13 protein-coding genes are annotated in these 14,476 nt (G+C 61.0%); 3 read left to right on the forward strand and 10 right to left on the reverse strand.

Features of this window, described 5'->3' with window-relative positions:
- Nucleotides 1-126: 126 nt before the first annotated feature.
- The 6 genes from ACIP6G_RS01580 to ACIP6G_RS01605 all read right to left on the reverse strand — a co-directional run bounded on the left by ACIP6G_RS01580 (nucleotide 127) and on the right by ACIP6G_RS01605 (nucleotide 7,215).
- Complete coding sequence (locus ACIP6G_RS01580) at nucleotides 127-1,191, reverse strand: hypothetical protein (protein WP_400288302.1); 1,065 nt, start codon at nucleotides 1,189-1,191, stop codon at nucleotides 127-129.
- Nucleotides 1,184-1,555 (reverse strand): chorismate mutase, encoded by a 372-nt coding sequence (locus ACIP6G_RS01585; RefSeq protein ID WP_105656864.1) that lies wholly within the window; start codon nucleotides 1,553-1,555, stop codon nucleotides 1,184-1,186. Before ACIP6G_RS01585 ends, ACIP6G_RS01580 begins: the two co-directional genes overlap by 8 nt.
- Before the next feature lie 110 nt (nucleotides 1,556-1,665).
- On the reverse strand, nucleotides 1,666-3,360 hold the full coding sequence (locus ACIP6G_RS01590; protein WP_400288304.1) for a dipeptide ABC transporter ATP-binding protein: 1,695 nt from the start codon (nucleotides 3,358-3,360) through the stop codon (nucleotides 1,666-1,668).
- Nucleotides 3,357-4,343 (reverse strand): ABC transporter permease, encoded by a 987-nt coding sequence (locus ACIP6G_RS01595; RefSeq protein WP_400288306.1) that lies wholly within the window; start codon nucleotides 4,341-4,343, stop codon nucleotides 3,357-3,359. Before ACIP6G_RS01595 ends, ACIP6G_RS01590 begins: the two co-directional genes overlap by 4 nt.
- Before the next feature lie 2 nt (nucleotides 4,344-4,345).
- Entirely contained in the window at nucleotides 4,346-5,437 is a 1,092-nt protein-coding gene (locus tag ACIP6G_RS01600; RefSeq protein WP_105656828.1) for an ABC transporter permease, read from the reverse strand.
- Nucleotides 5,438-5,583: 146 nt separating this feature from the next.
- A complete protein-coding gene (locus tag ACIP6G_RS01605; RefSeq protein WP_400288308.1) occupies nucleotides 5,584-7,215 on the reverse strand; it encodes an ABC transporter substrate-binding protein in 1,632 nt (543 codons plus the stop codon).
- A gap of 227 nt (nucleotides 7,216-7,442) precedes the next feature.
- Here ACIP6G_RS01605 and ACIP6G_RS01610 point away from each other — a divergent pair, with 227 nt between their 5' ends.
- The gene (locus ACIP6G_RS01610) at nucleotides 7,443-7,802 is read left to right on the forward strand and encodes a hypothetical protein (RefSeq protein WP_105656830.1); all 360 of its coding nucleotides are present in this window, start codon (nucleotides 7,443-7,445) and stop codon (nucleotides 7,800-7,802) included.
- Nucleotides 7,803-8,479: 677 nt separating this feature from the next.
- Here the strand turns inward: ACIP6G_RS01610 and mnmA are convergent.
- From mnmA to ACIP6G_RS01625, 3 genes are read right to left on the reverse strand one after another with little or no spacing between them, the layout of a single operon-like run.
- Nucleotides 8,480-9,616 (reverse strand): tRNA 2-thiouridine(34) synthase MnmA, encoded by a 1,137-nt coding sequence (gene mnmA / locus ACIP6G_RS01615; protein ID WP_332730890.1) that lies wholly within the window; start codon nucleotides 9,614-9,616, stop codon nucleotides 8,480-8,482.
- Nucleotides 9,613-10,848: a cysteine desulfurase family protein gene (locus ACIP6G_RS01620; RefSeq protein WP_105656832.1), complete on the reverse strand. Its 1,236-nt coding sequence runs from the start codon at nucleotides 10,846-10,848 to the stop codon at nucleotides 9,613-9,615. Before ACIP6G_RS01620 ends, mnmA begins: the two co-directional genes overlap by 4 nt.
- Before the next feature lie 29 nt (nucleotides 10,849-10,877).
- Entirely contained in the window at nucleotides 10,878-11,687 is an 810-nt protein-coding gene (locus ACIP6G_RS01625) for a hypothetical protein (protein ID WP_400288311.1), read from the reverse strand.
- A gap of 112 nt (nucleotides 11,688-11,799) precedes the next feature.
- On the opposite strand from ACIP6G_RS01625, the gene folP reads away from it, so the two are divergent.
- Together folP and ACIP6G_RS01635 are read left to right on the forward strand one after the other, a co-directional pair.
- The gene (gene folP, locus ACIP6G_RS01630) at nucleotides 11,800-12,726 is read left to right on the forward strand and encodes a dihydropteroate synthase (RefSeq protein WP_400288313.1); all 927 of its coding nucleotides are present in this window, start codon (nucleotides 11,800-11,802) and stop codon (nucleotides 12,724-12,726) included.
- Nucleotides 12,727-12,738: 12 nt separating this feature from the next.
- Nucleotides 12,739-13,497, forward strand: a complete 759-nt coding sequence (locus ACIP6G_RS01635; protein WP_105661497.1) for a pyrimidine reductase family protein — start codon at nucleotides 12,739-12,741, stop codon at nucleotides 13,495-13,497.
- Here the strand turns inward: ACIP6G_RS01635 and ACIP6G_RS01640 are convergent.
- Entirely contained in the window at nucleotides 13,466-14,365 is a 900-nt protein-coding gene (locus tag ACIP6G_RS01640; RefSeq protein WP_400288315.1) for a diacylglycerol/lipid kinase family protein, read from the reverse strand. The genes ACIP6G_RS01635 and ACIP6G_RS01640 overlap by 32 nt on opposite strands.
- Nucleotides 14,366-14,476: the final 111 nt, after the last annotated feature.

Below are 14,476 nucleotides of genomic sequence, written 5' to 3' on the forward strand. Positions count from 1 at the left end.
CCTGAAACCGTAGGTTTGAGGTTTCAGCCAACTGGCCAAACCGGGTAGATCCGCTACCCCACTATTCCTAAGATACATGATCAACCGCCCTTTTCGGGCTGTGACCGGCAGAAATCAGGCAGTTAGCTACGCATCGACGCGTGTCTGCTCCAACGCTTGGGCATAACTGGCCAGCCGTCGCAGGTTCTCGATGGCCTGCGCCGAGCTGCTGCGCGAGAAGTCTCCACGCGGCATCAGGGTTAGTGCACCTAGCTGCCCCAAGCCCAAGCCCAGCTGGCGCCAAGGACGAAGAATGGAGTTCACCCCTTCTACAACACCTGGTGCCCGGGTTCCGGGGGCGAGCACCTGCAAGAAGACGCGGCCCCCGCCTTCGACAAGTCCCGCTACCCGCTCCCACTTGCGGTGCGTCAAGCCTCCAGGGTCGATGACCAGCGCGCCGGCACCGGCTTGGTGCAGCAGATCCACCCGTTCAATCCAGTGTTCATCCTGGGTAGGCAGATTCAGCAGCGAGGTGACCCGTTGGCCTTCGGCCCCGCCAGCGAGCACCTTGAAGAACTGCGCATAGGCGCTTCGCACTTCGGCGCGTGGGATCGAGCGCAGGGTCCGGTATCCGCTGGCGGTACTGATTGTGCCGTCGAGCACGTCGCCCAGCAGCGGCTCATCAATCTGGATAGTGAAGTCCGCCAGCGAGGTAATGCGGGCCAGTCGGTCCAGATGCTCGCGTGCGCCGTGGGCGTAGGACTCGATGATGTCGCGGCGCGCCCCATGATCGCTGATCACCCGCTCCCCGTTCGACAGGTACAGGCTGGCGGCCAAGGTCCACGGACCGAGCAAGGTGAGCTTGAGGCGCTGGGCAGGTTTCGCTTCTGCGCCGAGTACATCAGCTAGCAGATTCTCGTCACTGCGCAGGATGCTGCGGGCACGACGGGCATCGATACCGTCCTTGGCACCGATCCTCCAGCCGTGCGGCTGCAGATCGAAGCCGAGGTCTGCCAGCAAGGTGGCGCTGCGCCCTACCGCATCGGCGCCGACGCCACGATCCGGCAGCTGCGGGAAGACCGCGAGGTTGGGTTCTCCCAATTCCCCGCGCACCACTTCGTGGATGGCCGACGGGTCGCTGCCCGGGAACTGGCAGAAAGCGGTGGCGTGAATATCGCGGCGTTCAGCGGCCTCGTGTTCCTGCTCAGTCATTGTTGTGCGAGTCAGAAATGTTCTGGTGGTGGCGGATGACTTCAGAGATCACGAAATTCAGGAATTTTTCGGCGAATTCTGGATCAAGATGCGCTTCGTGGGCCAGGGCGCGCAGGCGCTCGATCTGCGCCTTCTCGCGGCTAGGGTCGCTCGGCGGCAACTGGTGCTCGGCCTTCAGGACCCCTACGCGCTGGGTCGCCTTGAAGCGTTCAGCCAACAGGAAAACCAGCTGCGCATCGAAGTTGTCGATGCTGCCGCGGATGGCGTACAGCTCTTCGAGGACTTCATTCTGGACCTCGCCCTGCAACGAGCTGGCGTGCGGGTCGAATGACTGGGTGGTCTCAGTGTTCTTCGGCTCGTTCATGATCACCAGTTTACGGGTTCGCATGACGGATTACCCACAAGGTGACATGCCCCGGACACGGTGCCTGACCGGGCCCGGGGCATGCCCGTTGTTCCTTGATTGCCAGCTGCTCAGGAGGCGTTCAGCTGTTCAATCAGTTTGCGTCGCTGCGCCTGTTCGCGCGGGTCCGGAACCGGAAGCGAGGCGATCAGGCGCTGGGTGTATTCATGCTGCGGGTTGGCCAGGACCTTGGAGCCCAAGCCTTCTTCCAGCAAGGTGCCCCGGAACAGGACGCCCACCCAGGTAGCCAGCTGGTCCACCACTGCCAGATCATGCGAGACGAACAGGGCTGCGAAGCCCAGTTCGGTCTGCAATTCGCGGAACAGCTCCAGCACCTTGGCCTGCACCGAAACGTCCAGTGCGCTGGTTGGCTCATCGGCAATCAGCAGCTTCGGCTCCAAGGCCAGTGCGCGGGCCAGCGACGCGCGCTGGCGCTGGCCGCCGGAGAGTTCGTGCGGGTAGCGGTTGGCAAAACCGGCTGGAAGCTGCACGGCCTCAAGCAGTTCGGCCACCTTGTTGCGGGTCTGCAGCGGGTTCAGATCACGGTGCACGGCCAGTGGCTCGGCCACGCATTCGCCTACGGTCAAGTGCGGATTGAAGCTTGCCGCTGGATCCTGGAACACGAAGCCGATCTGCTCACGCAGCGGCTTGAAGGTGCGTTCCTTGAAGTGGGCCATCTCGTAGCCCAGCACCTTCAGCGAGCCACCGGTGATGCGGTTCAATCCCGCGATGCTGCGTCCGATGGTGGTTTTCCCCGAACCGGACTCGCCCACCAGTCCGTAGACTTCGCCGGCGTGGATCTTCAGATCCACCCCATCGACCGCGGTGAAGCCCGGGGCCCCGAGGCGTCCCGGGAAATGCACCTTCAGGCCCTTGGCTTCCACCAGCAATTCAGCATCCTGGTTCGGACGTTCGACTAGTCCCTCCGAGGCGCTTTCGCGCCCCAGGTGCGGCACGGCAGCCAGCAGGGACTTGGTGTAGTCCTCTTGCGGTGCTTCGAAGAGCTGGATCGATGGTGCTTGCTCAACGATCTGCCCCTGGTTCATCACGATCACGCTGTCGGCGATATCGGCTACCACCCCCATATTGTGGGTGATGATGACGATGGCGGTACCCAGCTGATCACGCAGGTCGCGCAGCAGCTGGAGAATTTCAGCCTGCACCGTGACGTCCAATGCGGTGGTTGGCTCATCTGCCACAATCAGTTCCGGCTTCAGGGCCAGCGCCGCGGCGATGACCACGCGCTGCTTCTGGCCACCGGAGAACTGGTGCGGGTAGTAGTCCACGCGCTGCTCTGGATCCGGGATGCCGACCTGGCGCATCGCCTCGATGGCGCGCGTCCTGGCTTCCTTCTTGGAAATCCTGTTGTGCGCGCGGATGCCCTCCATGATCTGCCACCCCACGGTGTACACCGGGTTCAGTGCCGTGGATGGTTCCTGGAAGACCATGGCCACATCCCGGCCGCGAGCCGCGCGCAGCTCGCGGCCGCGCAGGGTGAGCATGTTCTTGCCTTTGAGGTAGACCCCGCCGTGCGAGGCACCGTTCTCAGCCAGGATGCCCAGGGCGGTGCGTGCGGTGACGGACTTGCCGGATCCGGATTCGCCCACGATGGCCAGGATCTCGCCGGCCCTGACTTGCAAATCAACGCCGCGCACTGCCGGCACTGCGCCGGCGTCCGTGACGAAATCAATGTTCAGGTCTTCGATGCGCAAGACAGCGGGTGTGCCGATGTTGGCCTCGGAGTCGAGGAGAGGACTGTTGGTCATTGGCTTGCTCCTACCTGTCCGGACTGGGTGATGCGCTTGGCCTTCTTGCGGCTGAAGCGGCGCAGGCGCGGGTCATTGAGGTCATTCATGGACTCGCCAACCAGGGTCAAGCCCATCACGGTGAGCACGATGGCCAAGCCCGGGAACAGGCCGGTCCACCAGATTCCGCTAGTGGCATCTGACATCGCGCGGTTCAGGTCGTAGCCCCATTCCGAAGCACTGGTCGGTTCGATGCCGAAGCCCAGGAAGCCCAGGCCCGCCAGGGTCAGCAATGCCTCGGTGGCATTCAGCGTGAAGATCAGCGGCAAGGTGCGGGTGGCGTTGCGCAGCAGGTGCGCGAACATCACTCGCCATGGACTGGCGCCGATCACCTGTGCGGATTCCACGAAGGGTTCCGCCTTCAGCCGCATCACTTCGGCGCGGACCACGCGGAAGTACTGCGGGATGAACACCACGGTGATGGAGATGGCCGCTGCCATCACGCCGCCGAAGAGCGAAGACTGGCCCTGGGAAATCACGATGGACATCACGATGGCCAGCAGCAAGGATGGGAACGCGTAGATTGCATCGGCCAACACCACGGCGATGCGGTCGAACCAGCCGCCGAGGTAGCCGGAGATCAAGCCCAGCAATACGCCCAGGAACAGGGACATGACCACGGCCGCCAGGATCACCCAGATGGCCGTCTGCGCACCGAAGAGGGTCCGCGAGAACACGTCATAGCCGGTGGCGGTGGTGCCCCAGATGAATTTGCTGTCCGGAGCCGCCTGGCGCGGGAAGTCCCCGGATGCATCCGAGGACTGCGCGAAATCGAAAGGCGCAATCAGCGGCGCGAACAGGGCGGTAACGATGAACAGGCCGGAGAGCGCCAGACCGGCAACCAGCATGCCCCGCTGCAGGCCCGAGGACATGCGCAGGTGGGAGATGACCGGGAGCCGGTCCAGCCAGGACTTGTTCGAAGCCGGCAAGGTAGCTGTACTCATGATTAGTACCTGACTCTCGGGTCGATCAAGGCGGCCAGCACGTCAACGATGAAGTTGGTGACGGCGACGATAATGGCCAGCAGCACCACGATGCCCTGCACAGCCACGAAGTCGCGGGCGGTGAGGTATTCGGCGAGCTTGAAGCCCAATCCCGACCATTCGAAGGTGGTCTCGGTCAGCACTGCTCCACCGAGCAGCATGGCAATCTGCAGGCCCATGACAGTGATAATCGGAATCAGCGCCGGACGGTAGGCGTGCTTGGTGGTGAGGCGGAATTCGCTGACGCCGCGCGAACGGCCGGCTTCCACGTATTCGCGGCCCAGCGTGCCAATTGCGTTGGTGCGCACCAGGCGCAGGAACACGCCGCCGGTGAGCAGGCCCAGTGCCAGGGCTGGCAGGATCGCATGCTCGGTGACATTCCAGAAGGCAGCGCTATTGCCGCTGCGCAGCGCATCGAGCCAGTAAATGCCCGATGGGCTCTGCAGGCCGGTCAGTTCAAGCTCGGTCTGCCAGTCGGCACGGCCGCTGATCGGCAGCCAGCCTAGCCATACGCCGAAGACCAGCTTGAGCAGCAAGCCGGCGAAGAACACCGGGGTGGCGTAGGAGAGGATTGCAAGGATGCGCAGGACGGCATCCGGGTAGCGGTCGCGGAACTTCGCGGCAACCAGGCCCAGCGGGATGCCGACCAGCAGTGCGACAAGGACCGCGTTGATGGCCAGTTCCAAAGTTGCTGCGCCGTAGGTGGCCAGCACCTCGGTGACCGCCCGGTTATCGCTCATGGTGCGGCCCAGATCGCCGGTGAAGATCTGGCCCAGGTACTCGAAGTACTGGATCAGGATCGGCCGGTCGTATCCGGCTTCATGGATGCGCTGGGCCAGCTGGTCCGGGGTGAGCCGTCCGCCCAAGGCTGCGGTGATCGGGTCGCCGGTCACGCGCATCAGGAAGAACACCACTGTGATGAGGATGAAGACAGTGGGAATGATCAGCAAGAATCGGGTAATCAAGTAGCGGAGGAATCCTCCGCCTTTTTGCTTTGCTGGTTTGGGTGTTGCTAGCGGGCTTGCTTCTTGGCCCGGTGGCGACGTGATAGTCATCGTCTGTCCTTATGGTTCAGGATGCGTGGCAATGCGCCGCCTTGAGCGGTCAATGACGGCGCATGCCAAGGGGATCCACCGCGCGCGCCAAGGGTTGGCGCGTGGCAGATCCCCTCAGGTTTGGTGTCTGCGAGGCGAGAGCCGAATTACTTGCTCAGCACACCGAGACGGAACTTGAACGATGCGTCCAAGGTCTTGTCAACGTCCTTGACGTCCTTGCCTGCAATGGCCACCTGGGCACCCTGCAGCAGTGGAAGCGTGGACAAGTCCTCAGCCACCATCGTCTGCAGTTCTTCGATGGCCTTGGTGCGCTCCGCAGCGTCGACCATTCCTCGCTGATCGGAGATCAGCTTGTCAACCTCGGGGTTGTCGTAGTTGTTCGAAAGGAAGTTCTCCTTGGCAAAGAACGGCGAGAGGTAGTTGTCGGCATCCGAGTAGTCCGGGAACCAGCCCAGCTGGTAGGCCGGGTAATCCGTGACGCGCTGCTTCTGGTAGGTCACCCATTCGGTGGACTTCAAATCCACTTCGAACAGGCCATCGGCTTCAAGCTGCTTTTCAACCAGTGCGTATTCGTCACCGGAGTTCGGGCCGTAGTGATCCGGGTTGTACTGCAGCGCGAGCTTGACCGGGGTCTTCGCTCCGGCATCTTCCAGAACCTTCTTGGCCTTGGCAGCATCCGGCTTGCCGTCGGTGCCGTACATGTCCTTCAGCGGCTCGGTGGCGCCGGTGAAGCCTTGCGGCACGTACGAGTAAGCCGGGGTGTAGGTGTCCTTGTAGACGTTCTTCGCGATTGCCTCGCGGTCCACAAGGTGCGCCGCTGCCTGGCGTACGGCCAGTGACTTCGCTTCATCAGCATCATCGGTCTTGGCACCGTATGGCATGGAATCGAAGTTGAAGACGATGTAGCGCAGCTCGCCACCCGGTCCCTTGTGAACCGCAAGATTCTCATCCTTGCCCAGGTCTTCGATGTCGGTTGGGGTCAGCGAACGCCATGCGACGTCAATCTTGCCTTCTTGGACTTCGAGCTTCAGGTTATTGGCGTCCGCGTAGTACTTGATCGCTGCCTTGTCGTTGGCTGCAGGGCCCAGAACGCCCTGGTAGGACTCGTTGGCACTGAAGGAGATCAGGTTGTTCTTGTTGTACGAATCAATGACGTACTGGCCGCCGAAGGCCTTGGCCTCAACGATCTTCTGGTCGTCCATGACTGCGTCTGCAGAGAACACTTCATCATCGACGATCGGGCCGACCGGGGAGGTCAGCACCTGCGGGAAGGTCTGGTCATTGCCGACCTTCAGCTTGAAGACCACCGTGGTGGCGTCAGGAGCCTCGATGGATTCAACGTTGCCCAGCAACGAGGATGGGCCGTTAGGGTCCGCGATCTTCAGCTGGCGGTCGAAGGTGAACTTGACGTCCTTGGAGTCAAGATCGTGGCCGTTGGCCCACTTCAAGCCCGGCTTCAGCTTGACCGTGTATTCAGTCGGGGTAGTGAACTCCGCGGACTCGGCAAGGCTCATCGATGGGTCCGGGCTGCCCGGCTCGGAATTGAGCAGGAACGGGTAAATCTGGTTCATGACCATGAACGAACCGTTGTCGTAAGATCCGGCAGGGTCCAGGGAGGTCACTTTGTCGGTGGTGCCCAGGGTGATTGGGGCGCTGGCTTCGCCATTGCCGCCCTCTTCATTGCCGCTGTCTGCGGCTTGGGTGCAGCCGGTCAGTGCCAGGGCAGAGATACCCACAACGGCTGCTGCGAGTCGCAGCCCGTTCTTCTTGCGAGCCATGAGTCATCCTTCGTCTAGGTACATGCATGGGCTGTGATGATTAGCACATGCTTCACATATCCTAAGTGATGCAAGGCACAAAATACGAATGGGGCCGGCGGAAATTGGCAAAAGCGCGGTCTCGACGCCCGCTTTTTGTGCTTCAGCCCATACCGCTCCTTGCTCAACGGTGAGATGCGCGGGGATTCCTTCCGGCCTTTTGGCTAGATGGCATAAGCTAGATGTCAATGATGACTCGTAGAGACGCGGCAATCGCGTTGGATATCCCAGTAGAAATGGCCAAGCGCCACGGCATTCCTTCCAAAATGAGCGAGGCTGAATTCCGTGAGCTGAACACCAATCCACCAGCTTGGTTGGAGCAGTCGCGCGCCAACCGTACCGGCAAACGCCCTGTGTGGATTCATCTGGTCTGCGAAGTCTGCGGCTTCAGCGAGTACGAACGTCCCAAGAAGTGGTGGCCTGCCTTCGATTTCGTGCACTGCCACACCCACTCCCCTGCACAGCTTCCGAAGCTGGAAAAGGGCAAGACCCGCGTGGAGTACCAAGATATTTCAGCTCATATGTTCGGCATCGTCGACGAAGGCTAGAAGCTGACGACAACACAATGGCGAAGGGTGCCGGACCGATATTGGTCCGGCACCCTTCGCTGTCGCGCAAGCTCGTGCTCTTCACTCGGTTCATCCCCCTGTGCGTCATTTCCACCGCGGGAATGCAAGCAGCGGGCAACCAGACAGAGTCCAGCATCGTCGAGTGCAGGGTCCACGCACCGGCCGTCGGCCGGAGCTTGCGAAGGCCTTGAGTACTGCCACCCGAGCCCCTCGGGCATCTAGCTCGTTGAGGCCCTCCGGATTGGTACGAATTGGTTCTGCCGACTGGAATGATCCGTTGTTCTGGCCGATGCACCCCTATCCGCCCAGCTATCGCTGGTGAGCATTCTCGAGAAGACCGCAGCGAGCGCATTGGAAGCCAGGACATCCGGTGGCGCAACAGGGTCGGCAGCCCACTTCAATAGCGAGACCAAGAGGGTCGAACCAATGCAGTGAGCCAGCAAGCCCCAAGCGGCCCTTGAAGACAGGCCGAATCCCACACACCACCGGTAATCGCCGGCAATGCCGGGCGAATACGTGCCGGACGCCCATGGCCGAAACGGATGGCGGCCGAGGTCCGTTGCAACCAGCCGTTCGTCTAACTTGGATCACGACGCGAAGAAACCCTTGGTCCAGTTCATTATCTTGAACTGGACCAAGGGTTTTTGGATGGCTAATTAATTGACCATGCTGGAGTCCCATTCGCTGGAACGAGCAGAATCGATGGTCGCTTGGCCCAGCACGCGGCTGTCCTGGTAGACGACCATGGTCTGCCCCGGCGCGACTCCACGCATGCCTTCGGGAAGGTTGACAACCAACTCGTCGCGGCCTTCTTCCGAGCGCTCCATGTGAGCTACCGCGGGGACCGGATCGCCGTGCGCGCGCACCTGCACCATGCAGTCGAACTTGTCTCCGCTGAAAACTTCAGCGATCGGCAGGCCAGCCCAGGAAATGCGGATGCCGCGCAGCTGGTCCACAGCCAGCAGGGCCTCTGGACCGACGATGACCTTGTTGTCCTTCGGACGGATTTCCAAGACGAAGCGCGGCTTGCCGTCGGCGGCCGGGCGACCCAGTCGAAGACCCTTGCGCTGGCCAACCGTGAAGGCTTGGGCGCCTTCGTGCTCACCGAGCTGGTTGCCCTCGTGGTCAACGATCTCGCCTGGTTTCATCTCGATGCGTTCAGCCAGCCAACCGCGGGTATCGCCATCGGGAATGAAGCAGATGTCATAGCTATCTGGCTTGTTCGCCACGGTCAGTCCGCGCGCTGCGGCTTCGGCGCGAACTTCCGCCTTGGAGGGAGTCTCGGCTAGCGGGAACATGCAGTGTTCCAGCTGTTCGTGGGTCAGCACGCCCAAAACGTAGGACTGGTCCTTGGCCCAGTCTGCGGCTCGGTGCAGCTCCGGGTTGCCCTCGGAATCGCGCAGCACCTTGGCGTAGTGCCCGGTGCATACCGCGTCGAAGCCCAGGGCCAATGCCTTTTCCAGCAAGGCAGCGAACTTGATCTTCTCATTGCATCGCATGCAGGGATTCGGGGTGCGGCCAGCTTCGTATTCATCCACGAAGTCCTGCACCACGTCTTCTGCGAAGCGGTCCGAGAAGTCCCAGACGTAGTATGGGATGCCCAGCTTGTCGCAGGCACGCCATGCATCATTGGAGTCTTCCAAGGTGCAGCAACCGCGCGAACCGGTGCGAAGGGTCCCCGGCATGCGAGACAGGGCCAGGTGCACGCCGACCACATCATGGCCGGCTTCAACTGCGCGGGCCGCGGCTACCGCCGAGTCCACGCCTCCGGACATCGCTGCTAGTACTTTCATCGTGTAAAACCTGTTCCTGCCGTGTGGATGCTGCTTTCATCGGCTGCCATGCCAGCCTTCTTTGCCTGAGCATACGCTTGGGGCAAAGCCTCTAATAATGCGTCAACGTCGGCGCGTGTGGATGTATGCCCCAATGTGAAGCGTTGCACACTGCGCGAGGTGCGCGCATCGCGTCCCATAGCCAGCAAAACATGCGAAGGCTGCGGAACACCAGCGGTGCACGCCGAACCGGTGGATGATGCGATGCCAACCATGTCCAAGCCGAATAGCAAGGAGTCCCCCTCGCATTCCGGGAAGGTGAAGTGCAGATTGCCCGGGAGGCGCTGGCCCTCATTGCCCTGATCCCGTGGTCCGTTCAGCACCGCTTCCGGAATCAAGCCGGTGATCTTCTCAATCGCATATTCACGCAGTTCGCTCAGCCGCGCAGCTTCCTGCCGCAATCCAGAACGCACCGCGGTAGCCGCGGCGGCAAAGCCGGCCGCGTGGGCAGCATTCAAAGTTCCCGATCGCAGCTTGCGTTCGTGTCCACCGCCGTGCTGGACCGGGGTGAGCACAATATCGCGGCGAACCAGTAGCCCGCCGATGCCTACCGGGCCACCGATCTTATGCGCGCTAATCGCCATGGTGGCCAGATTCGAGGAGCCGAAGTCGACCGCGAGCGCACCAAAGGCCTGCACCGCATCCGAATGCACCGGGACCCCGTACTTGCCAGCTAGGGCAGCAAATTCACGGATCGGCTGAACGGTGCCGACTTCATTGTTGGCCCACATCAAGGTGGCCAAAGCGATCTGCTCGTGCTGCTCTTCAAATAGCTTTTCGGCCGCCTGCAGATCAACGACACCGTCTTCATCCACGGCGAGCCACAGCAAGGTGGCATTCTCATGGTCCTGCAGCCAGGTAGCCGTATCCAGGACCGCGTGGTGCTCAATGCCGGTGAGCACGATGGCCCGCGCCTGTTCATTGGCCGCCACGCGGTTCCAGAACAGTCCCTTCAGCGCCAAGTTATCCGATTCAGTCCCACCAGATGTGAAGATCAATTCGCTGGAGTGCGCCCCGGCGGCCATGGCGATAGCTTGGCGGGCATCATCCACCGCACGGTTGGCGCGACGTCCGGCCCCATGCAAAGAAGACGGGTTTCCGGTGCGGGAATACTGTTCGGTGATGGCAGCCAGAGCTGCTGGATTCAGATCGGTGGTTGCCGCGTGATCCAGGTATACGGCGGAAGTTTTCATAACACTTCAATGGTACGGGGTGGGGCGCCCTAGTTTGAATGGCCGATCCGTGTGAATTGGCCAACCTCAATGGCCTCCAGCGCCGGATTGTTCAAGACCGCCTCAATCAATGAAGCAGGACCACCCAGGATGGTGCAATCATCAAACGGTTCAGTCGACAGCATCCAGGAATGGTCCGCCGCAAACGCCAGCGCCGGGCGCTGGCGTTGGGCGCCGTCGGCAGTTCTCGCCCATTCGGGCTGCGCCAGGAACTCCGCGTCCGCTTCGAACAGGTGGTAGTTCCGGTATCCGCCACCCAGGTCGAACGGTTCTGCCTGGATGATCTCGGGGCCAAAGGCAGGTTTCTGCGCCTCGGCGAGCGCCAACTCGTACACCCGCTGGTTCTCGTCATCGCTCAATGCAGGATCCGGCTCGCGCTCAATCTGTATGCGTTCTCCGCCCTCGATAAATGCATAACCGGCCCACAAGCCCACCACGAACTTCTGGTCTTTGGCAGAAACCCGGACCATTTCGGCGGCTAGTGCTTGCCATTGCGATTCCGGGAGCTGGTCCAGCGGCAGGTCGGTATCTACCCAGGCGTCTTCGGTCGCAGGATTGCCTTGCGCGTCCAGTCCGGCCACGGTTTCAAAAAGATCCGCGGCGGTGATGATGTGCTTGCGGCTCTGTGCCACCGTCTCCCAGCGCACCAACTGGTCATCTTCATCCAGTGCTGGGTGAAGGATGCGGACGTAGCGTTCGTAGCCATGCGGGATCTGGGCTACTACCGTGCTGGGGTCGGCTGATGCACAAGCTGCGGCGATCCATTGCCCGTGGGCTGCGGAGAGGTGTGAAAACTGCATGGTCCAAGCCTAGCGAGAGCAACGGGCGGATTCCTCCTCCGAACCGTGGTCGGTGGTATGAATAGAGGAACAACTGATGACGTGTCGATTCCAGCTAAGGGAGCCTTCCTGCATGTTCAAGCCTGATTTCTTGGTTCCAGTCCATGATTTCTCCCAGCGCTCCCTGGATTTCTCACAGCGGATCGCGGTGATGGCCGTGATCAACCGCACCCCGGATTCTTTCTACGATGCCGGGTCGACCTTTGGCTTGGATGATGCTGTGGCCGCTGCCATGCGTGCGGTCGAGGCAGGTGCTGATTGGGTGGATATCGGCGGAGTCCCCTTCTCTCCGGGCCCGGAGCTCCCGTGGCAGGAGGAAGCAGAGCGAATTGTGCCGGTTATCCGTCAAGTGCGTAGCCGCAGTTCGGTGATTATTTCTGCAGACACTTTCCATCCACAGGTGGCGCAGGCTGCCATTGAAGCCGGCGCTGATGTCATCAATGACACCACAGGCTTTTCCTATCCCGGTTTGGCCCGGGTGGTAGCCAAGAACAACGTGCATGTGGTGATCACCCATTCGCTAGCCAAGCCCCGCACCGTTTACCCGCGCCCTAGCTACGACGATGTGGTGGCCGAGATCCGCGAATATCTGCTGGAGAAAATCCAGATTGCGTTGGACGCTGGTGTTTCTCCGGCAAAGATCATTGTTGATCCGGGGCACGATCTGAACAAGAACACCCGCCACACTCTGGATTTGACCGCTGGGTTCCAGGCCTTTGCTGATTTGGGCTATCCGGCCTTGGCAGCGGTCTCGAACAAGGACTTCATCGGTGAAACCTTGAACTTGCCGAAGGCTGAGCGCATGGTTGGTTCTATGGTGGCAGCAACGATCTGTGCCATGAACGGTGCCCGCATATTGCGGATGCACAATATTCCTGAATCGGTGCAGACAGTACGCCTGCTCGAAGCAGCACAAGGGTGGCGGGAGCCTGCCTACCAGATACACAACATGGGGGATATCAATCCTCCTGCTCACCCAGAACCCGAAGTCAGCAAGTAAGGAGTTTCCCAGATGCGTGCCCTGCTTCCCCAACCAGCAGATCAGGTTGATGACCAGTTCCTGCTTGAGCGCTATTCCAGCGAGCATCGCCCATTCGTGCGTTTCAACTTCGTCAGCAGCATTGACGGAAGTGCCCAGGTTGATGGGCTCTCCAAAGCATTGGGCTCTCCAGGCGATCAGAGGGTTTTCGCACTCTTGCGCCGGCTTGCCGACGTGATCATGGTGGGTGCTGGAACGGTTCGTGCCGAGGGCTACGAAGGCCAGCTCCTGTCCGCGGAGGACATGGCGTGGCGTATCGAACATGGCCTGCCGCCACAGCCCGTGCTGGCGCTCATTTCACGAGGATTGCATCTGGAGCCAACGGCCCCGGTGTTTGCCCAATCCCCGGTTCCGGTTCTGCTTTTCACCAGCGTTCAGGTCACCGACGAACAGCGTCGGTCCTTTGGACCCAATGCCACTCTCGTGCAGGTTTCCGAAACCGAGGGCGGGTGTGATCCGACCGAAATCATCGCATATCTGCATTCCAAGGGATACGGCTTCATCCACGCTGAAGGCGGTCCTCACGTTTTTGGGCAGTTCGCCTCGGCTGGCGCAGTGGATTCGGTTTGCATCAGCTACTCCCCTGTCCTTGTGGCAGGTGATGGCATGAGAATAGCGGTTCACGATCGGCAGGGGTTCCACGCCTTCGAGCTGCATTCCTTGTTTGAAGAGGACAGCATGCTCTTCTGCGACTATCGACTTAGGAAATCAGCTGGATCCCCGCGGGAATAACAGCTAGCTCAAAGGACCCGGCCCCCATGCATTCCCCGTCAGCATAGCTGTCCCGGGATGTCTCGATGCGGGCCCGCGTGAGGTTTGCGCTGACCTTCCATGGATGCGGCGCTCCGGTGAGGATCCTTGCCAGATACGGAAGGACACGCAGAATATTTGGTCCGCGTACGATAGCCAATTCCGCGGTACCGTCGGTGAAATCAGCATGCGGGAAGAGCTTGATGCCGCCACCAAGGGACTTGATATTCGCGACGCTGGCGGCCAGGACGCTTCCGCTGAATCGCAGCCCGTCGGCCCTCACCTCACTGGGGCATCCGCGCAGCTGGGGAAGGCACAGGATCAAACCGGCGATATACCGCAGTGCTCCCAGCTGCCGCGGCAACGCGTTGGCTTTCGCGTTGACGGTGGCTTCAAATCCCCAGGACACGGCACCCAGTGCATAGCGCGGTGTTCTGCCGGCCTGGTCAAACCGCAGCTCCAGCACGTCAATGGGCATAGTTGCTCCCGGCTGCTTGCAAAACGCAATCACCTTGGCCAAGGATTCTTCTGCATTCGCGTCCCCTGTCATGCGCCAGAAGTCATTGCCGCTGCCTGCGGGGATGACACCGATGGGAATCGAAGTTCCCGCAACGTGCTGGATGCAGTGGTGGATCAGCCCATCACCGCCAATGATGACGATCGCCCGCGAAGCTCTGAGCTGGTCCCCCACCAGTTCCACGCTCGTCCTTGAAGTATCAACTAGCCCATGTTCCAGCCCGAGCTTGCCAAGCGCGTAGGCAAGCTGCTGGGCAAGGCGCATCCCCCGGCCTCGGCCTGAGGCGGGGTGGAAGATGACGCGGATTTCTGCGGTGCGACCAAACGAGCTCATGACCATAGAGATTACCCAGCAACTTGACGCTTCTACAAAGAATTTGCTGGGTTGGATTCGCTAAACTGGGGAACACTGGCCATCCGGTCTTTTTCACCGAGAGGATTCCTC

It is taken from the genome of Glutamicibacter sp. NPDC088483 (assembly GCF_044753145.1).
Classification (GTDB): Bacteria; Actinomycetota; Actinomycetes; order Actinomycetales; family Micrococcaceae; genus Glutamicibacter.